Consider the following 18,824-nt stretch of genomic DNA (forward strand, 5'->3'; position numbering starts at 1 on the left):
ACGTTGCTATTAACTGGCATATAGTTATTACCAGAAAGCCGAACAACATTTCTGGAGACTGGAACATGACATTGCTTCGCCCGCGCCACATGGTTGTCCTCCTCGCCGGGCTCAGTGCCCCCGCCCTTGCCCAGCAGTCCGCTACGGACGCTGCCATCCAGCGGGTCGAAGTGAAAGGAACGGCGGCCGGCTACGACCCGCGGCGCGACGACACGGCTACGCGCATCGTCGTCGGACGCGAGGAAATCGGCCGCTATGGCGACACCAGCCTCACCGAGATCTTCAAGCGCATCCCCGGTGTGAGCGTCGTGACCGGTTCCGGACGCAGCACGCAAGTGCAGATGCGCGGCCTGGGCGCCGGCTATACGCAGGTCCTGGTCGATGGCGAGCGTACGCCGCCGGGTTTTTCCCTCGAATCGCTGTCGCCCGACGTGATCGAGCGGATCGAGGTCCTGCGCGCGGCCACCGCCGACATGTCGACCGAATCGGTGGCGGGCACCATCAACATCGTGCTGCGCAAGACCGTGCGCAAGCGCGAGCGCGGTGTCAAGCTGGGGCACCAGCTCTCCAGCGACTTCCGCGGGCCGACCGTCAGCTTCGAGCTGGCCGACCGCGCCGACAAGTCCTCGTACGCGATCTCGGGCAGCGTCAACCACGACAGCTTCCGGCGCGAGGCACTGGGCGTCGAGGAGAACACCCGGCCGGACGGCCGCGTCGACCTGTTCCGTACCACCACGGTGCCGGAGACGGGGCACATGAACGGCTTCAGCCTCGGCCCGCGCGTCAACTGGACACTGGACAACGGCGACACCCTGGCGTGGCAGGCCCTCCTGAACGGCAACCGGTTCCGCAACAACGCGCACGGGCAGGTACTGACCTTCATCGGCCGGCCGCCACCGACGCCCGACTTGCACACCCGCTCGATCATCGACTACACCGCCCTGAGTTCGGACCTGTCCTGGACCCATGCGATGGCCTCCGGCGCCAAGCTGGAAGCGAAGTTCGGCGTCGAGGGCACCTGGAACAAGCGCTTCCTGCGCCGCATGGGCAACGACGCTGCCGGCCTGCCGGAGACCGACGGCAGCATACGCAACGACGCGCGCGCCAAGGGCGCGAACTCCACGGGCAAGCTGACGCGCGAGCTGGCGGGTGGCCACGTGCTGGCGGCGGGCTGGGACGTGCGCATCAATACGAGCGACGACATCCGCGTCGAACAGGACACCGTGCGCGCATTTGCCCCAGGCCAGGTGCTCGACGAGGATTTCGGCGCCAACGTGCGCCGCGCCGCCTTCTACGCCCAGGACGAATGGACCATCACGCCGGCGTGGTCGCTGTACGCCGGGGCGCGCTGGGAAGGCGTGCACACCCGCGTCACCGGCAATACGGTGGAGCCGACCAGCGTACGCTCGAGCGTCTGGAGCCCGGTGCTGCAGACCCTGTGGAAGCTGCCCGGCAAGGACGGCAAGCACGGCGACCAGCTGCGGCTGGCGCTGTCGCGCACCTACAAGGCGCCCGAGATGCGGAACCTGGTGCCCGACCGCTCGGCGTGGGAGAACAACAGCGCCACCGAAGCCGATTTCGTGGGCAACCCCAGGCTGCGCCCGGAGCTGGCATGGGGCGTGGACGCGGCCTGGGAGCACTACTGGGCGGAAGGGGCGATGTTCTCGATCGGCGCTTCAATGCGCCGGATCGACGACTACACCAGCAACGAAATCTTCTTCGACGGTCTTCGCTGGATTTTCCGGCCCGTGAACGACGGCCGTGCGAGGGTGAGGACGATCGATCTCGAGACGAAATTCCCGCTCAAGACGCTGGTGGAAGGGGCGCCGGCGATCGAGCTGCGCGCCAGCCTCAGCCGAAATTGGTCGCGTGTCGCGTCGGTGCCCGGCCCGAACAACCGGATGGAAATGCAGACGCCGCTGACCGCCAAGCTCGGTCTCGACTGGCAGGCCGGCTCCCTGAGCGCCGGCGCCAGCCTGTCGCACCGTCGCGGCGGGCCGATACGCGTGACCGCCAACCGCGGTTTCTACGAGATGGCACGCACCGACCTGGATACCTACGCGCTGTGGAAGTTCAACGCCAAGGCCCAGCTGCGGGTGGCGCTGTCGAACCTGCTGGGCGAGGATGGCGCCTGGGGCGTCAGCTACGCCGACCCGGTCACCGGACTGGAAAAACGCAGCTGGCGCTATCCGGGCGGAATCAAGCTGCGCAGCACGCTGGAATTGAAGTTCTGAGTCCCGACGCCGCAGGAGGAACGCCTGCTGCGCGGCGAGCCGGGAACATGCCGGCGCTCAGGCTTCGACGGCCTGGTTGTCGTGGACGCGGTGGGTGCGAAAATACCGCCAGGCCACCACGACCGCGACCGCCTGCATCGCCGCGCACAGCAGGAAGTGGCTGCCGATGCGCCAGTCGCCAGGGGGCAGGTGGCTCACGCCGGCCAGGATCGCCGTGCCGAGCAGCGGCGTGACGATGACCCCGAGGCTGCTGATCGATTGCAGCGAGCCCATGAGCTCGCCCTGCTGGCCGGCCGGCGTCGCCTTCGACACGATCGCCTGCAGCGCCGGCGTGGCGGCGAAGGCCAGCACGTTGCACAGGATGATGGCGTACATCATCCAGCCCTGCGTCGCCAGGGCGTAGCCGAGGAAGGCCAGGGAGCCGGACGTGATCCCCATCAGCGACAGGCGCACCTCGCCGAAGCGCCGGATCAGCACCGCCAGCAGGCCGGCCTGCACCACGGCGGACACCAGCCCGACGCAGAACAGGGCGATGCCGTTGTCGCGCGGCGTCCAGTCGAAGCGGAAGGTGGTGTACAGGACCCAGGTGGACTGCAGCATCATCTGGCCGAAGGTCACCAGGGTGATGACGAGCACCAGGCCGCGGATGTCGGTGCGCCGCACCAGGCGCAGCAGCGCGGCGAGTGGATTGAGCCGCTTCCAGTCGAAGGGGGGGCGCTGGCCCGGCGCCAGCGACTCGGGCACGAAGAAGTATCCGTAGACCAGGTTGGCAAACCCCAGCAGGGCTGCCACGTAGAAGGGCAGGTGCAGGTCGTTGTTTCCCAGCAGGCCACCCAGCATCGGGCCGCAGATGAAGCCCAGGCCGAAGGCGGCGCCGATCTTGCCGAAGCTCCTGGCGCGGTTGTCCTTGGTCGAGATGTCCGACGCGTAGGCCGAGGCCACCGACATGCTGGCCGAAGACATGCCGCCGATCATGCGCCCGACGAACAGCCAGAACAAGGATGGCGCCCAGGCCGTGATCAGGAAATTCAGGCACATCCCGCCCATGGAATAGAGCAGCACGGGCCGGCGGCCGATGCGGTCGCTGAGCGCGCCGAGCGCCGGCATGAACAGGAATTGCAACAGGCCGAAGGTGGCGGCCAGGACGCCGAACCACAGGGCGTGGTCCTCGCGCGCCGGGACGAACTGCCCGACCAGCAGCGGCATCACCGGCACGATCAGGCCGATCCCGAGCATGTCGATGAAGATGCAGACCAGGACGAAATTCAAGTTGCCGGGAGTGGACTTCGGAAGCGCGGTCGTGCTGGTCATGCGGGCCTCGAGCGTGAATCGACCAGCCTATCTTAGCACCGCCGGCACCGATATTATTGGCATTCAGGAACTTTTTCCAGCACCCCATTCCTCGGCAAATGCGCTACGGAAGGACTCCAGCATGGCCATGCGTTCGCGGGCCAGCGCGCGCCCGCCCTCGGTCTGCATCCTGCCCGGCAGCGTGGCCAGCTTGGCCTGGATGTGGTCGAGCGAATAGGCGCGGTCGTCGAGCGGGCGGCCGGTGGCGAGCGGGTCGCTTGGATGGGCCAGCCCGCTTCCCATGCGGCCCGCGGTATAGAACATGCGCGCCAGCCCGACCGCGCCGAGCGCGTCGAGCCGGTCTGCATCCTGCACGATCTTCGCTTCCAGCGTCTCGGCGGGAATATCGGCCGAAAAGCTGTGTGCCTCGATCGCATGGGCCACGGCGTCGAGCCGTTCCGGCGGAAAGTTCATGACCGCGAGCTGGTGCCGCGCCAGCCTGGCCGAGCGGCGGGAGGCCTGGGCGCGGTCCGGGTCGTCCTTCGGCAGGTTGACCAGGTCGTGCAGGTAGCAGGCGGCCATCACGACCAGGGCATCGGCTTGCGGGTGGCGCGCGAGCAGCGCCTGCGCGTTGCGCCAGACGCGCTCCAGGTGGTTGGCGTCGTGGGCGCCGTCGCCGCCGCCGGCGCCGCCGGCCAGCGCGGCCAGGCGTGGACGCCAGCTGGCCAGGTCGGTGCTGGGGGTGTCGCGCGAGTCGTGCGGATCGTGCAGGGGGCCGGCCTGTGGCCTATTGCGCGGCTGGTTCGGTTCGGTCATGCGCTTCTTCGTCGTGGAGGGGTGGTACGGCGCGTTGCGACAGGGCGTCGGCGCGGGCGTTCTTGTGGCGCGGGATCCAGCGCAGCGTGGTGCCCGGCAGGCGGGCGAGCAGGGCGCGCGCCTGGGTACGGCATGCGCGCAGGGCCGGGGCGCTGGCGCAATCGGGGGCGTTGACGTCGTCGATCACGACCTGGCTGTCGCCGTGGATCGCAAGCATGGTGGCGCCATGCTCGACGGCCGCCTCCAGCACGGCGATCAGGGCGCGGTACTCCGCTTCGCTGCTGTTGCCATAGCCGGCATCGAGGGACAGTTCGACGCGTACCGCCCCCGGGCCTTCGAGCACGGCGCCGATGCCGCAACGGCCCGGATTGGGGCGTGCGGAGCCGTCGAACCAGGCGCGCCATGGCGGCGCCGCGGCCGGCGCCGCCTGGCGCCGGGCCAGGGCCGCGTCGGCCAGGGCGCGGCGCGCGGCCACGTTCTGCTCTCCGCGCAGGCGCTCGGCTGCGCGCATGGCCAGCAGGTGTTCGAGTCCGGCGACACCGGCGCGCCGCGTCAGGGTGGCGCGCAGGGCGTCGGCTTGCGGCATGCCGGTGCGTTCGGCGAGCTTGCGGCTGGCGGCAAGTTCTCCCTTGGAGGCGGCGGTCATCAAAGCGGCGTGGTCGGTCATGGAACGAAGCATAGCAAAAAGGCGCCCTGAGGCGCCTGTTCCGTTCCGGACCGCGGACTGTCGAATCAGCGGCGGTAGGGATTGTTCGGACGCTCGTCCCAGCGGTTCGGGACGCCGTCGCCGTCGCGGTCGCGGTCGTAGCGATTCGGCACGCCGTCGCGGTCGCTGTCGCGGTATCCGCGGCGCTCGTAGCGGTCCGGGATGCCGTCGCGGTTGCGGTCGTAGCGGTAGCCGTCGTAGCGGTAACCGTCGCGATAGCCGTCACGGTAGTAGCCATCGCGGTAGTAGCCGCCGGCATACACCGGGTCGTGGCCGCGGCGCTCGAAGCGGTCGGGCACGCCGTTGCGGTTGCGGTCGCGGCCATGCGGGGTCCAGCGGGCCGGTTCCATGTACCAGCCGCCATGGCGCTGGTACCAGCGCGGCGGCGCATACACGTAGCCCGGGCGGGCCGCGACGTAGTGACCCGGCACCCAGGCATGGCGGTGGCCACGCCATTCCCAGTAGCCTGGCGCCCAGACGTAACCGTGGCGCGGGCCGGGCACGCGCTCGTACACCGGCGCCGGCGGGCCCGAGCTGATGACGAGTTGGAAATCGGTTTGCGCCATTGCCGGGAGTGGCGCGAACGCCGCGCCGAAAACGATGCCGGCGGCGGTCAAGGCAAGGGAAAGAGTGCGTTTCATGTCGGTCTCCAGATCCAGAACGGATGACCCACTATATCGCTGTACGTACTTGATTTGGATCTTTGAAGCAGTTGCTTACAACTGAAACAGATCGCGCCGCGGACGGCAGGGGAGCTTGATACAGTTGGCGCTGCGGCGCGCCGCCCGCTGTCGCGCCGAGGCGACGCGGGCGGCAGCGGCGGGGCGTTCCGGCCGGCCTGCGCTACTCATCCGCGGCTCCCGGCAGCCTGCTTTTCCTCGCCCGACAGGCGCTTGGCGGTCACGGTGACGACGGCCATCTTGTCGCCGCTCGCGACCAGTGCCGGGTCCGCATTGTACGTGCGGGCATGGGCTTCGGGAACGGCATCGAGCAGGTAGCTGCCGCCGAGCGTGAGGCTCAACGCGACGACGAAGACGGCTTCCATGTGCTTCATGATGTTCATGGTGTTTCTCCTTGCGGGTGGGTTGTCGATGTGTGCACTGTAGGCCAAGCCTTTTCGTGCGGCGAGCCGATTGCGACGAGACGCGCAAAACGCGGGATGGCCTGTCGAAAAGCCTGTCCGAATGCGCGCGCGCCACCCCTGGAATGGCCGGGTTTTCCGCATCCCCCCGCTAGGCGCCTGCGAGCGGCCGCGTGCTGGCCGCGCAACGGTGGGAACAGGATGACAGCTACCTTCAACGCACTGCTCGGTCACATCGCGGCGCACCGCACGGCCCGGCGGCGCGCACGCAACCTGCGTGCCGGCGCGCGTCCGGCGACGCCGCGCCGGCGGGGTGTGGCGCCGTGGACCGTGCTGGCGGCGGCGGTGGTGCTGCTGGGTGCGGCCGTGCTGGCCTTGTCGGCGCGCTCGCTCTCCAGCTCCGCCGGCCGGGCTGCGCCTCTTGATGCGTCCGTGCTGGCCGCGCTCCAGCCGCTGCTGGGCGGCGTGACGATCCGGGTGCCGCATGCGCCGGGCGTCGCCGTGCGCCAGCATGGCGCCGCGGCGCTGGTGATCGCCTCCGGCATGGTGGCGGCAGCGCCGGTCCGGATCGACCTGTGCACGCAGGCGCTCGATCCGCAGCGTCCGCTGTTGCTGCCGCTGCGGATCGGCTATCCCTTCGCCGAAGCGGCTGCGCTGGCCCCCGGTACGCCGCCGCGCAACGTCCTGCTGGCCGGGCCCGGGTCGACCATGCCGCGCGTGGACCTGCGCGGCGATGCGCGCGGCCCGCTGCGCCTGGCATGGAACGCCGGTGCGGCGAGCGCGTCGTGGGCGGGGGACGCGGGCAATGGCGTCGTCACGCGCGGCGCACGCGGTGAAGCCGCGCTCGGGCGCTCGGGCTGGCTGGTCTGGAAGGAAGGCGCCCTGCGCTTCACGCGGCGCACGAGCGCGGCCTGCCCGCAGGCCGGCGAGCTGCTGTTGCAGCATTACCTGCCGGGCCCGGCCGGCGCCGGCCTGGTCCAGGCCTACGGCAGCGGCATGGCGCCGGCCGCGCTGCGGCTGGCCCCGGGCGAGTACCTGGTGCCGGCCGCCGCGCCGCCCGGCCTGGAGGATGCGCAGCTGTTCGCGCGCCTGCAGGCGCGCGGGTTGTTGCGCCTCGGCAGGAGCGGACTGGTCGAGCTCGCGCCGCGCGACCTGGCCCTGTGGCAGGCGGCGGCGCCGGGCGTGCGCGCCCCGCTGCGGGGCTGGGAGGGTGTCCGGATCGACGACGAAAGCCGCAGGCTGCTCGAGCGCCTGTACTACCGTGCCGACGGCGCCTTCGTGCGCGAGCAGGTCCGGGTGTTCAACAGCGAACGCCGGCTGGTGGCCTGGCGTGTCCGCCCGGGCGACCGGGCGCAATGGCTGGCCAGCGTGGACGGCGTGCCGGCGGCCCGCAGCGATGGGCTGCCGGTGGCGGCGATGCGGCTGTTCGCTCGGCTGCCGCAAGGGTGGACGCCGTGGCAGCGCGTCGGCGCCTGGGACGCCGGTGCGTGGAACGGCGGCACGGCCGCGACCGTGGTGCTGGCCGCCGACGCACGGGGGCCGGCCGAGCTGCTGGTGGCGGGCAGGGTGCGCAGGGCGAGCGGCGCGGCGTTGACGGTGAGCGGCGCCTGCGACGGCCGGGCCTGCCCGGACCGCGACGCCGTCCAGCGCGTGACCCTGGTTCCCCGGCCGGGCGCGCAGCGTATCGTGCTCGAGATCGAAGCGCTCGACCTGGGGGCGCTGGCGGACGGCGCCGACGCCGCCTACCGCCACTTGCGACTGGACGGCGGACAACTGGCTTGGCACGCCCTGCCGGGGACCGGCGGCGCCGGCCCTGGCCCCGTCCGTCCTGCGCAGGCCGAGGTGCGCCTGCTCGACCGCAACGGCCAGCCCTTGTGGTCGGGCGGACGGCCGAGCGCAGCCGCGCTGGCCGCGGGCCTGGGCCCGCTGCTGGGCGTGCACCGGGACCACGGTTCCAGCGTCGCCGGCATGCTGGCGCGGCTGCCGGGGCCGGCGCACAGCGGCCGCCTCACGCTCGACCTGGGCCTGCAGGCCGCCGCGCAGGCGGCGCTCGACTGCATCGGCCTGCGCCAGGGCGCCTGGGACGGCAAGGACTGCCATGGCGCCAGGACGGTACAGCCGGGCCGGCAGGCGGGCCTGGTCCTGCTCGATGCCGCCAGCGGCGAGGTGCTGGCCGCTGCCGGCGCCGGAACGGGGGCGGTCGACCCGGCTGCCTGGCCGGAGGTGCGCGACTTCGACCGGGCCGATCCTGCGCGCAGCCCGCTGCGCCTGCCGGCCTTCCAGCATGACGGCGGGGCGGAGCGCGCACCGGGGTCGACCTTCAAGGTCGTCAGCGCGCTCGGCCTGGAGCAGGCGGCGCGGGACGACGCCGGCCTCGACGCCCTGCTGCAGGGCATGCCGCTGGAGGCCATCGACGCGGCGGCGCGCGCCCGGGCCTACGGCTTCCGGACCGGAGCGCCCGCCTATCCGGCCGCCGAAGCCGGCGGACGCGGGGTGCGGATCGGGGGCGCACGCATCACCAATTTCCGCGAGCAGGAAGCCGGGCGCCGCGCCGTGGAAGGCCGCCTCGGCCTGGAGCAGGCCATGGCGCACAGCATCAATACCTGGTTTGCCTGGACGGCGGAATCGGGCGACCGCAGCCTGCTCGGCCAGCCGCAGGGCGGCATGCCCGGCGTGCGCGAGATCGAGAGCGGCGCACTGGACGGCGTGCGTCCGGTGGCCGGCATGGCGCGCATGCTGGGCTTCGGCACTCCGGTCCGCCTGGACGGCGGCCTGCTGCCGCCCGACTACCGCTGGTCCGGCTGGGATGCGCTGCAGGCCAGTGCGTCCTCGCTCGACCCCATCCAGACGCGGCACGAGGTGCGCCAGATGGCCATCGGCTTGCGCATGCAGGCTACCCCGCTGCAGATGGCGTCGGTGGCCGCGGCGGTCGGCCAGGGCCGGATCGTGGCGCCGCGCCTGCTGGCGGAACTGGACGGGCGCGAAGCCTCGGTATCGCCGGGGCCGGCGCTCGGGGTGCGCCTGGACCGTATCCGCGCCGGGATGAAGGGTGTGGTCGACGGCGGCACCGCGGCCGGGGCGTTCCGGGGCAGGGAGTTCGACCGCCTGCGTGCCGGCCTGTACGGCAAGACCGGCACCGCGCCGGTGGGCGGGGACGGCCTGGGGACCGTCTGGTTCATGGGGTGGCTGGAGCCAGGCAGCCTGCCCGGGCAGACCCGGCGCCTGGCCTTCGCCAGCTTCGTGAGCCGGTCCGAACTGACGGGCGGCGCCCATGCGGCGCCGGTCGTCGCGGCGCTGCTCCGTGCCTTGCACGCCGCGCCGCAGGGGCGGTCCGATGAAAAGAACGGGAATTGAGCCTCTCCTGCGCGCCTCGAAATTGTGTTTGTATGGCATCATCTGTTGAAAATCCGCCCCTGTGCGGAGGGCCATCGAGGACGAGGAAGGTATGCGTTTGCCGGGAACCCGGTACCAGGAGCATGGTTGGGAGCAGGTCCGCAAGTTGCTGGGGCGGTGCTCGTTGCAGGCGCTCGCCCGTAGCGGCCCGGCCGTGCTGCTCGACCTTTCCCCGGAGGAGTCGCTGGCCAGCTACGTCGATGCGGCCGCGCAGTCCCTGTACGCGCACGCCGGGCGCGCCAGGGGCAGCGATGCGCGTGCGGATGCGGCCGGTAACAGCTATGGCGATACCGTCCTCGAGTTGGCACTGGGCCTGGTGGCCGAACTGCAGGCCCGTCCCGCCGACTGGAACGCCCTGTGCGCCGCCGTGGCCGGCGAGCATGCGCGTTTGCCGTCGTTCTGGACGGCGCCCGGCGGCGAGGCGCTGCTGCGCAAGAAATTCAACGACCTGTACGCGGTCCTGCGCGACAAGGTGGACAGCGACAACTACCAGGTGGCCTGCGGCCGGCCCTGCAGCCCGAACCGGATGTACGCCTACCGCATGCTCGATACCGCGTACGGCGAAGTGGCGCGGCTGTTCGCCGGCTGGCGCGAGCATCGCGAGCAGGTCGGCGCCATCCTCGGCCGCGCCGTCGAGGCCGAACCGATCGAGGCACGCCAGCTGCGCGCCATCAAGGACTGCCGTCCGGAGTGGATCATGCGCTGGAGCGAAACCCTGCAACGCTTCACGGGCGCCGCCGGCCCGCTGCATACCCGCTCCAAGCGCTTCGCCAGCCTGAAGAACAGCCCCGGGAAGATCGGCGCCATGCTGCGCGAGATCGGCGAATACGAAGCGCTGTCCGCGAACCAGGACCGCGACTGGCTGCAGGATGCCGGCGCGGCCACCGCCTGGCTGGACGACTACTGGCGCGTGCTGGGCGAGTCCGGGCAAGCCTGCACGCCGGGCCCGGACCAGGTCCTGGAAGCGCGGCAGGAGGAACTGGATGGACCGGATGAGCTGGACGAGCCGGACGGTGCGCCGCCCGGCGCGGATGGGCTTGCGGAGGCGGCCACGCCGTTCCCTGTGCTGGCGGCCGATTTGGCGCAGCAGCTTGCACTGCCCCCCCGCTACCTGGAGATGGCGGACGCGGCGCAGGAACGCGGCAGCTGGGCGCTGCGCATGATGGCGGACGATTCGCTGCCGGTGCGGCTGGCGGTGTACCTGAAGCTGCTCGGGCCGTACGACGACAGCTATCCCCCGGACTGGCTCGACCCGGCCACGGGAGAACTGCCGACGATGCAGCAGCTGGCGCTGCTGGACGGGGTCTCGCTGCCGACCCTGCGCAAGCGGCGCGACGCCGCCATCGCCCGGCTCGGTGCGCCGGCGCAAACGAAGGAGGAATCGTGATGGGCATGACGGAACTGGACCGCAAGCTGCAGGCGCGGCTGCTGGTGGGGCGCCGGGTCGAAGGCGACCGCCTGGTGCTGGCCGACGCGGTGCTGCTGGCGGCGCTCGACGGCAGCCGGCCGCTCACTGCCGGCGAACGCGCGGCGCTGCAGGCCTCGCCGCTGACGACGCGCCGGCTGCGGGCGCTGGCCGAAGCGCGCAAGGCGCAGGCGAGGCGGACGGAAGCGCCCGGGGCGGACACGCCGTGGCGCGGCAGCAGCGGCATGCTGCGCGCCGCCGACAGCGGCGCCGCGCCGGATGCGCGGATGGCGCTGGTCACCGACGACGGCGCATGGCGCCTGCATGTCGTGGGCGGGCGCGTCATCGTGCAGCTCGACCCGCATTCCCGGCTGGCCGAACGCCTGCTGCGCAGCGCCCGGGCGGTGCACGTTCGCGTGCTCGACGGCGCCGGCAACCCGGTGCTGGAAGGGCCGCTCGACAGCGACGGCGAGCTCGAAGCCGGCTGGCCGTTCGCCGAGCCGCCCGCACAGCACTTCCAGCGCCACGGTGGGCGCTTTCGCGTGGAACCGAGTGCGGGGCCGGACCCGGATCCGGGCGGGGGCGCGGCATGCTGAACTTGTTCACACGGCCTTTCCGCCAGCAGAACGCCGACCTGGCCGGGCTCGGCACCGGGTTCGTCGCGCTTCCGATCCTCAAGGGCTCCACGGTGCCGGCCGGATGCTTTGCCGTGCTGGCCACCGGCGAAGGCCGCCGTACCCGGCGCCTGAGCGAAGGCGCGCGCGTGTCGCCGGTCGAGGGGGAGACGGCGTGGTGCGTCCATCCGGGACCCTACACCTGCGACCTGGCGCCGTTCGCGGCCGCGCCCGAGATCGGACTGCGCGTGGGTTTTGCCATCGACGGCCCCGACCCGCGCGAGACGCAGCAGCGCTTCGACCTTTACCTCGCCAGCGAAGGGGGCGAGCGGGTTGCGCTCGACGTCCTGGTGGCGCAGGTGGAGGCGGCGCTGCAGCGCGAACTGGCCCAGGGCAACCTCGACCTGCCGCCCTGCACCACGCTCGAAGAGTGGAATGCCTTCCGTTCCGGCTTCAACCAGTTGCTCTACACGCGTTTCGGCGTCACGGTGGACGATTGCGTGCCGGTCGACCTCGGCGCCACGCGCGACCTGGCGGCCTTGCTGGCGGCGCGCCTGGCGGACCAGCCGGCGGCCGATTTGCCTGCCGGGCTCGTGACCCCTGGTGTCCCGGAAGAGCCGCAGGCCTTCGATCCCGCCCGTGCGGACGGGCAGGCCCTGCGCCGCCTGTTCCTGGAGCTGCCTTGCGTGATGTGCAGCCTGCGCCTGGCCGTGCTGCCGCAGGACTGCGCGGATTTCCGCCGCCACCAGGACCTGCTACGCCGGCTCGACCTGGTGAGCCTGTCGGTGGGCACGATGCCGGCATTGGAACTGGCGGCTCCCGGCCAGGCGCTGCCGGGAGCGCAGCGGCTGCGGCGCGCGCGCCACAGCCGGCGTGCCGTGGCGGCGCTGGACGAAGCCTGGGCGCTGCTGGCGCGGATGAAGACCTGCGACGCCACCCTCAGTCCGGCGCGGATCCCGGCGCTGCTAGAGGAGGCCGACCGCATCGTCGCCAACCTCGAATCCGAGTGCGCGGCGCGCCGTGCCGTGGACCCGGGCGAGGTGGCGCAATGAGCGCGCCCGCGGTCACCTGCCGCAGCATCGCGCCGGACGGCTCCATCCTGACCGTGACGGCGACCGTGCGCGCGCGCGACGGCCGCGCCGACGTCAAATGCAGCGTGCCGGGGGCGCCCGAGATGGCGCTGCGGATGCAGCAGGTGGTGCGCCTGGCGCGCCATACCGAGCCGCGTTTCGACAGCCGCAACCAGGTGGTGCTGAGCCTCGACCGCGCGCCGGTGACGGGTCCGGCAGAGCGCGACTGGGAACTGGCCTGCGTGCTGGCTGACCGCATGGTGCGCGGTGTATGGCAACCGCGGCAACCGCCGCAGGCGCCGCAGCCGCTGGTGGCGAACGGCTGGTCCGACGCCTGGCACCTGGGGCGCGTGGATGGCCACGGCCTGCGCCAGGTACCGCCCGGCGTGCTGGCCGGCGGCGCGGACGGCCTGCCGCACCTGGGCGCGCTGACCGGGCATCCGGACCCGGCGGCGGGCGTGTCGAGCGCCCGCGCCTGGTTCCCGCTGGTGAGCGGCGGCGGCGACAGCCTGTGCTGGGTCGAGGTCAGCGTCCGGCCGGCCGTACACGAGGGGGACGAAGCCGAGGGAGAAGAAGCGAGCATCGCCGCGCCCGGCGTGGACGCGGTCCTGCAGGCCCGGGTCCGCGCGGTGCTGGCCGGCGCGCGCCACTACGACGGCCGCGGCGCCGGGCAGTGGCGCACCACGGTGCGCTTCGGCGAAGCGCGCTTCCAGGGCGGCTCGTACGAGCTGGCGCTGGTCATGGCCGACCGCATGGCGCGCGGCCGCGAATTCCTGGCGCGCGGCAGGGTGCTGGCGACCGGCCAGTCGTCCGGCTGGCATGCCGGGCAGGTCGAAGCGGTCGAGGGCGTGGCGCCGAAGTGCGCGCTGATCGCGCGCGAAGCCGCGCCGGGCGACCGCATCCTGCTGCCGCGCGCGTGGGAAGCCGTCTTGCCGCCCGGGTGGCGCGAACGGATCGTATCGACCGGGGCCAGCGTGGCGTGCGTGGACAGGATCGGGATCATTTGAATCCTGCGCGGCCCTGATAGAATCGGGCAGGGATGTTGCATGAAATGAAACGGAGTCGGATATGTTCCAGATGTTCGGATTGGGTGGTGCCGCGGGCGCTCCTTGCCCACGCTGCGAGCGCAAGGGAAGCGGGGATGCGCGCTACTGCGCGGGCTGCGGCCTGGTCCTCGGCGCCCCGCGAGGCGCCAAGGCGGCGCCGGTGCTGCGCGAGAACCGCTGGGTGGCCGGCCCCGACGAGCTGGCCGTGTTCTTCGGCATGCGCGAGCTGTCCGGGCTGTTCGTGAAAACCCTGCGCGTGCCCGCCACCGCGCGCGCCTACATCCTGCAGGGCGACAAGGCCACCGAGGTGCCGCAGGGCGAGTACGAGATCGAAGGCTTCTTCACGCGCCTGAACCACCTGCTGCGCGACCAGCATGCCGAGATCCTCGTCACCCGCACCGCCGCGCTGCCGGTGGCGCTCCGGTTCGACGACCTGCCCACCAGCGAACACCTGGCGGTCAGCGCGCATTTCACCGTGAGCGTGCGGATCGAGAACGTCCCGGCCTTTGCGCGCCATTTCATGACGATGCCGGGCACGATCGGCACCGGCGAGCTGTGCGAACTGCTGGCGCAACCGGTGCGCCAGCTGGCGGTGGAGTTCGTCGGCGCGCGCTCGATCCGCGAGCTGGCCGGCAATCGCGACCTGCGCGAACAGCTCGACGAACGCCTGCACGGCGGCCTGAAGCTGCTGCTGGCCGAGTACGGGCTGGCGGCGGTCAAGGTCGATACGGTGGAGCTGCGCCACGACAAGTACGACGCCAACCGCGCCAGGATCGGCAGCCTGTGGCTGGCGGCGGACGAGCGCCACGTGCAGATCGAGCACGCGAAGCACCTCGACGAGCTGTACGACGCGCAAGAGTGGCAGCGCCTGCGCCGCGCCGAGCAGGCGGCGCGCGTGCGCCAGCGCGAGGCCGAGCTACGCCAGACCGATGCGATCGCCCGGGCCGAATTGTCGCTGCAGGGCGCCGACCGCGCCCACGCCGTGCGTGCGCGCCAGATCGAACTGTATGCCCGGATCCTGGACGCGCAGTCGCGCAAGCAGGCGCTGGAACGCGGCGCCGGCGACGTGCTGGCCGAGCTGGAGCACGAACTGGCGAAGAAGGGCGCGCGGCGCGCCGGCGAAGCCCATGAGTGGCGGCACCTGCGGGCGCTGGCCGGGGTGCGCATGCGCAGCGAACTCGAGGTGGCGCAGCAGGATGCCCGGCAGGCGCTGGCCATCGCGCGCCAGCGCTTTTCGCAGCAACTGCTGCAGCAGCAGATCCGCTACAAGGTCGAGCAGGCCGAGCTGATCGAGGACGCCGCGCGCCGGCGCGCCGAACTGGCCCGCCTGCGCGCAAGCGAAGAGGATGCCGCGCGCCGCGCCCGCGAGATCGACGAGGAAGAGCACACCGCGCGCCACCAGGTGCTGCTGCTGGCCAATGCCGCGCGCCGGCGCGAAGCCGAGCGCCTGCAGGAATGGGAAGACGAGCAGGCGAGGCTGCGGATCGACGCGCACCGCAGCGCGGCCCAGCAGGACAAGCTGCAACGCACGATCGAACTGGACGCGCTGCAGGCGCGCGCCGCCCAGGACGTCACGCTCGACGGCGAGGCGCGCCGCCATGCGCTGCGCCTGGCCGAGCTGGAGGCATTCGCGGCCATGGAAGACAGCGCCAAGCTGGCCCTGGCCGCCGCGCCGAATGCCGCGTTACTGAACGACTTCATGAAGACCCGCGTGCATGCGGCGATGGATGCCGGTCAGCTGTCCGCGCTGGCCGGCGTCGTCGGCGCCGGCCGGCCAGGTGCCGGAGACGCAGGTCGCCCAGCTCCAGCGCCCGCGGCGCGCCAGTGCGCGCACGGCCACCCGGCGCGCGAGGGCGAGCGCTTCTGCGGGGCCTGCGGCGCGGTGCTGCCCGCCTGATGAAAGCAATGCAAAGCGCCATCGACAAGATCCGCGAATTGCGCGCGTTGCACGAGGATGGCCTGCTGAGCCGCCACGAGTTCGACCAGCGCAAGAACGCGATCCTCGACGCCGTGTATGCACCGGCGGCGGCCGTGGCCGCCGGCGACGCCGATGCGGGCGCCGAACCCGTGGCCGTCGAGGAAGCGCCGCGCGGCCGGCCCGGCACCGAGATCGGCCTGATGGCGGGCCAGGAAATCGGTCCCCGGAACCGCCGCTACCGGCTCGAGCGCCTCATCGCGCACGGGGGCATGGGGCAGGTGTGGCAGGCAACCGACCTTGCCACCCACGCGGAGCTGGGCCACAGCGCACAGGTGGCGCTCAAGATCCTGCCGCCACAGCTGACCCAGTCGGCCAGCCACGCCAAGCTGCTGATCCAGGAAGCCACGCGCGCGCGCCGGCTCGCCCACGAGCACATCGTGCGGGTGTACGAGTGGGCGCAGGATCCGGCCACGTCGAGCTACTTCATCATCATGGAATGCCTGGAGGGCGAAGACCTCGACAGCCTGCTGGCGCGCGAAGGCCGGCTGCCGTTCGAGCGTGTGCTGGCACTGCTCGAACCGGTGGCCGCGGCCCTCGACTACGCCTGGGACAGGCACGGGCTGGTCCATCGCGACATCAAGCCGGGCAATGTATTCGTCACCCGGCGCGGCGAGGTCAAGCTGCTCGATTTCGGCATTGCGGCGCGCGCGCGCGCGAGCGGATCGGCGTCGCCGCTGGACGCCCCGCCCAGCTCCGGCACGGCAGGCTATCGTGCGCCGGAAGCGGGCCAGCCCGGTTGCCAGCCTGCGCCGGCGCTGGACGTCTACGCGGTAGCGATGATGATCTGGCAGATGCTGCAGGGTGCCTTGTCGCCTGCGCCGTCGCCCGGCGCGCCGGAGGCGCCCGAAGGGATGGCGCCATGGCGCTGGGAAGCGCTGCGCAGCGGCTTTGCCCACGACCCGGCGGCGCGTCCGGCCACCGTACGCGCACTGCTGGAGGCGCTGCGCGCCGCCCCCGGCCCATCGCCGGAAGAACGCGCGGCCAGCGAGGCGGCGGCACGCGCAGAGCAGGAGCGGCAGGCGCGGGAACTGGCCGCGCGGCGCCAGGCAGAAGAACAGGCGCTGGAACAGGCAAGGGAGGCGGCCCGTGCGCTGGTCGAGCGCCAGCGGCGCGAGCAGCAACGCCTGGAGCGCGCGGCCGCCGAGGAGGCGCGGGCGGCGCGCAAGGAAGCCCTGCGCCGGCAGTTGCTGGCCAGGCGCGAGGAAGAAGTCGCCAAGGCGCGCCTGGCGCAGGAGGAGGCGCAGCGCAAGGCGGCGCAGGCGCGAGCCGCCGCCGCCTACCTGGCCGAGCAGAAGCGGACGCGCGAACTGCAGGCGGCGCGCACGGCGGCCGACCTGGAAAAGCGCATGCCGGCACCGGCCAGCCCGATGTCCGATGGCGACGGGGTCCTGCGCGACCCGTTCCTCGACGGCGCCGGCAGTGGGCCGTCGCTGGTCCCGATCCCCACCGGGCGCTTCCAGATGGGTTCCCACGAGCACGAGCGCAGGATCGCCATGGCCGCCGGGGCGCAGCAGCGCTGGCTGGAGCGCGAGACACCGCAGCGCTGGGTCGGCATCGAGCGGCCGTTCGCGATGGGGCGCTGTCCGGTCACGGTCGGCGAGTGGCGCGTGTTCGTGGCAGCGACCGGCTGGGAGCCGCACGGCGAAGTGGACTGGGCCGATCCCGGCTTCCCGCAGACCGATGCGCATCCCGTGGTCGGGGTGACCTGGCACGACGCGCAGCACTACCTGCGCTGGCTGACCGAGGCCACCGGCAAGCCGTATCGCCTGCCGAGCGAGGCGGAGTGGGAGTACGCCTGCCGCGCCGGCACCAAAACGGCCTTCAGCTTCGGCGACACCATCGGCCCCGAGCAGGCCAACTACGACGCCACCTTCACCTACAACGGCGGGCCGCGCGGCCCCTGCCGGCGCGGCACCACCCCCGGCGGGATGTTCCCGCCCAACCCGTGGGGGCTGTACGACATGCACGGCAACGTATGGGAATGGGTGCAGGACGTGGTTCACGACAACTACGAAGGCGCGCCGCTCGACGGCAGCGCCTGGGAGACCGGCGGCGACGCGGCGCGGCGCATCCTGCGCGGCGGGTCGTGGCTGTACAACCCGCGCTACCTTCGTTCGGCGCTGCGCAACGGTTTTTCCAGCGTACTGTCGAACGACATCGTGGGCTTTCGCGTGGTGCGCGAGCTGACGTGAGGCTTGCGGCGGGCCCGCACGCCGCCCGGGTTGGTGTAAAGTAGAAGGATTACTCAAGCACAGGAGGATCGCCATGCCCATCGCGCACCTGCTCAAATCGCATGACAAGGACCTCGGCGGAGGCTTCACGGTGCGGCGCATCCTGCCGGCTGCCGCGCGCCAGTCGATCGGCCCCTTCCTGTTCTTCGACCACATGGGGCCGGTGGAAGCCCAGCCGGGCTCACGCCACGACGTGCGCCCGCACCCGCACATCGGGCTGGCGACGGTGACTTACCTGTTCGAGGGCGCCATCATGCACCGCGACAGCCTGGGCACCGAGCAGCGCATCGAACCGGGCGCCATCAACTGGATGACCGGCGGCAGCGGCATCGTGCATTCCGAACGTACTCCCGAAGACCTGCTGGACCGGGTGCGGCGTACCCACGGCCTGCAGTTGTGGGCGGCGCTGCCGCGCGAGCACGAGGAAGCGCCGGCGGCATTTTCCCACACACCGGCCGACCGGATCCCGGAAGTCGAATTCGAAGGCGCCACGGTGCGGGTGCTGGTCGGCACGGCCTTCGGGCGCACGTCGCCGGTGCCGACCTTCAGCCGGACCCTGTACCTGGACGTGCAGCTGGCGCCGGGCGCGTCGATCGACCTGGGCGGGCTGCCGCCGGAGAGCGCCGTCTATGCCCCGATCGGCGCCATCGAGGTCGATGGCGAGACGATTCCCGCCAACACGATGGCGATGGTCGAGGCCGGCCTGCCGGTACGCGTCAGCTCGGAGGGCGGCGCGCGCTTCGTGCTGATCGGCGGCGAGCCGCTGGACGGACGCCGCTACATTTTCTGGAACTTCGTCTCCAGCAGCCGCGAGCGCATCGAGCAGGCCGCGCGCGACTGGGAAGAGGGGCGCTTCGTGCCGGTGCCGGGCGACGACGAGCGCATTCCGCTGCCGGCCTGGCCGGCAGCGTGGAAGCACAGCGAAAACCGCGACGAACGGCGCGATTGAACGCTGGCGTG

At 72.0% G+C, this 18,824-nt stretch carries 14 protein-coding genes; 9 read left to right on the plus strand and 5 right to left on the minus strand.

Translation table 11 applies throughout. The features are described 5' to 3' along the window. Positions 1–65 precede the first annotated feature (65 nt). On the plus strand, positions 66–2,234 hold the full coding sequence (locus ACFFJK_RS07160; protein ID WP_379678486.1) for a TonB-dependent receptor plug domain-containing protein: 2,169 nt from the start codon (positions 66–68) through the stop codon (positions 2,232–2,234). A 57-nt stretch (positions 2,235–2,291) separates the two neighbouring features. On the opposite strand, the gene ACFFJK_RS07165 is transcribed toward ACFFJK_RS07160, so the two are convergent. The 5 genes from ACFFJK_RS07165 to ACFFJK_RS07185 all read right to left on the minus strand — a co-directional run bounded on the left by ACFFJK_RS07165 (position 2,292) and on the right by ACFFJK_RS07185 (position 6,109). Beyond that, positions 2,292–3,545 carry a TCR/Tet family MFS transporter gene (locus ACFFJK_RS07165; protein ID WP_379678487.1) on the minus strand — a complete coding sequence of 418 codons (1,254 nt, stop codon included), beginning with the start codon at positions 3,543–3,545 and terminating at the stop codon, positions 2,292–2,294. A 63-nt stretch (positions 3,546–3,608) separates the two neighbouring features. Next, positions 3,609–4,340 carry an HD domain-containing protein gene (locus ACFFJK_RS07170; RefSeq protein WP_379678488.1) on the minus strand — a complete coding sequence of 244 codons (732 nt, stop codon included), beginning with the start codon at positions 4,338–4,340 and terminating at the stop codon, positions 3,609–3,611. Further along, on the minus strand, positions 4,312–5,007 hold the full coding sequence (locus ACFFJK_RS07175) for a ribonuclease HI family protein (protein WP_379678489.1): 696 nt from the start codon (positions 5,005–5,007) through the stop codon (positions 4,312–4,314). The genes ACFFJK_RS07170 and ACFFJK_RS07175 overlap by 29 nt, the downstream gene beginning before the upstream one ends. 65 nt (positions 5,008–5,072) lie before the next feature. After that, complete coding sequence (locus ACFFJK_RS07180) at positions 5,073–5,687, minus strand: hypothetical protein (protein ID WP_379678490.1); 615 nt, start codon at positions 5,685–5,687, stop codon at positions 5,073–5,075. Between the two features lie 206 nt (positions 5,688–5,893). Then, positions 5,894–6,109, minus strand: a complete 216-nt coding sequence (locus ACFFJK_RS07185; RefSeq protein ID WP_379678491.1) for a hypothetical protein — start codon at positions 6,107–6,109, stop codon at positions 5,894–5,896. A gap of 219 nt (positions 6,110–6,328) precedes the next feature. On the opposite strand from ACFFJK_RS07185, the gene ACFFJK_RS07190 reads away from it, so the two are divergent. The 8 genes from ACFFJK_RS07190 to ACFFJK_RS07225 all read left to right on the plus strand — a co-directional run bounded on the left by ACFFJK_RS07190 (position 6,329) and on the right by ACFFJK_RS07225 (position 18,813). Then, positions 6,329–9,481: a penicillin-binding transpeptidase domain-containing protein gene (locus ACFFJK_RS07190; RefSeq protein ID WP_379678492.1), complete on the plus strand. Its 3,153-nt coding sequence runs from the start codon at positions 6,329–6,331 to the stop codon at positions 9,479–9,481. Between the two features lie 91 nt (positions 9,482–9,572). Beyond that, complete coding sequence (locus tag ACFFJK_RS07195; protein WP_379678493.1) at positions 9,573–10,907, plus strand: hypothetical protein; 1,335 nt, start codon at positions 9,573–9,575, stop codon at positions 10,905–10,907. Continuing rightward, positions 10,907–11,521 carry a hypothetical protein gene (locus tag ACFFJK_RS07200; protein WP_379678989.1) on the plus strand — a complete coding sequence of 205 codons (615 nt, stop codon included), beginning with the start codon at positions 10,907–10,909 and terminating at the stop codon, positions 11,519–11,521. Before ACFFJK_RS07195 ends, ACFFJK_RS07200 begins: the two co-directional genes overlap by 1 nt. Beyond that, positions 11,515–12,591 (plus strand): hypothetical protein, encoded by a 1,077-nt coding sequence (locus ACFFJK_RS07205; protein ID WP_379678494.1) that lies wholly within the window; start codon positions 11,515–11,517, stop codon positions 12,589–12,591. The genes ACFFJK_RS07200 and ACFFJK_RS07205 overlap by 7 nt, the downstream gene beginning before the upstream one ends. Continuing rightward, positions 12,588–13,616, plus strand: coding sequence for a hypothetical protein (locus ACFFJK_RS07210; RefSeq protein ID WP_379678496.1), 1,029 nt, complete (start codon positions 12,588–12,590; stop codon positions 13,614–13,616). Before ACFFJK_RS07205 ends, ACFFJK_RS07210 begins: the two co-directional genes overlap by 4 nt. A gap of 61 nt (positions 13,617–13,677) precedes the next feature. After that, positions 13,678–15,552 (plus strand): coiled-coil domain-containing protein, encoded by a 1,875-nt coding sequence (locus tag ACFFJK_RS07215; RefSeq protein WP_379678498.1) that lies wholly within the window; start codon positions 13,678–13,680, stop codon positions 15,550–15,552. Positions 15,553–15,560: 8 nt separating this feature from the next. Then, entirely contained in the window at positions 15,561–17,825 is a 2,265-nt protein-coding gene (locus tag ACFFJK_RS07220; RefSeq protein WP_379678990.1) for an SUMF1/EgtB/PvdO family nonheme iron enzyme, read from the plus strand. 73 nt (positions 17,826–17,898) lie between these two features. Then, on the plus strand, positions 17,899–18,813 hold the full coding sequence (locus ACFFJK_RS07225; protein WP_379678499.1) for a pirin family protein: 915 nt from the start codon (positions 17,899–17,901) through the stop codon (positions 18,811–18,813). Positions 18,814–18,824 lie beyond the last annotated feature (11 nt).

Source organism: Massilia consociata, assembly GCF_042432755.1.
GTDB lineage: Bacteria > Pseudomonadota > Gammaproteobacteria > Burkholderiales > Burkholderiaceae_D > Telluria > Telluria consociata.

What these genes read in the sequence shown, in the direction of transcription:
- ACFFJK_RS07160 (WP_379678486.1), top strand. Translation starts at nt 66, where the DNA reads ATGACATTGCTTCGCCCGCGCCACATGGTTGTCCTCCTCGCCGGGCTC.
- ACFFJK_RS07165 (WP_379678487.1), bottom strand. Translation starts at nt 3,545, where the DNA reads ATGACCAGCACGACCGCGCTTCCGAAGTCCACTCCCGGCAACTTGAAT.
- ACFFJK_RS07170 (WP_379678488.1), bottom strand. Translation starts at nt 4,340, where the DNA reads ATGACCGAACCGAACCAGCCGCGCAATAGGCCACAGGCCGGCCCCCTG.
- ACFFJK_RS07175 (WP_379678489.1), bottom strand. Translation starts at nt 5,007, where the DNA reads ATGACCGACCACGCCGCTTTGATGACCGCCGCCTCCAAGGGAGAACTT.
- ACFFJK_RS07180 (WP_379678490.1), bottom strand. Translation starts at nt 5,687, where the DNA reads ATGAAACGCACTCTTTCCCTTGCCTTGACCGCCGCCGGCATCGTTTTC.
- ACFFJK_RS07185 (WP_379678491.1), bottom strand. Translation starts at nt 6,109, where the DNA reads ATGAACATCATGAAGCACATGGAAGCCGTCTTCGTCGTCGCGTTGAGC.
- ACFFJK_RS07190 (WP_379678492.1), top strand. Translation starts at nt 6,329, where the DNA reads ATGACAGCTACCTTCAACGCACTGCTCGGTCACATCGCGGCGCACCGC.
- ACFFJK_RS07195 (WP_379678493.1), top strand. Translation starts at nt 9,573, where the DNA reads ATGCGTTTGCCGGGAACCCGGTACCAGGAGCATGGTTGGGAGCAGGTC.
- ACFFJK_RS07200 (WP_379678989.1), top strand. Translation starts at nt 10,907, where the DNA reads ATGGGCATGACGGAACTGGACCGCAAGCTGCAGGCGCGGCTGCTGGTG.
- ACFFJK_RS07205 (WP_379678494.1), top strand. Translation starts at nt 11,515, where the DNA reads ATGCTGAACTTGTTCACACGGCCTTTCCGCCAGCAGAACGCCGACCTG.
- ACFFJK_RS07210 (WP_379678496.1), top strand. Translation starts at nt 12,588, where the DNA reads ATGAGCGCGCCCGCGGTCACCTGCCGCAGCATCGCGCCGGACGGCTCC.
- ACFFJK_RS07215 (WP_379678498.1), top strand. Translation starts at nt 13,678, where the DNA reads ATGTTCCAGATGTTCGGATTGGGTGGTGCCGCGGGCGCTCCTTGCCCA.
- ACFFJK_RS07220 (WP_379678990.1), top strand. Translation starts at nt 15,561, where the DNA reads ATGCAAAGCGCCATCGACAAGATCCGCGAATTGCGCGCGTTGCACGAG.
- ACFFJK_RS07225 (WP_379678499.1), top strand. Translation starts at nt 17,899, where the DNA reads ATGCCCATCGCGCACCTGCTCAAATCGCATGACAAGGACCTCGGCGGA.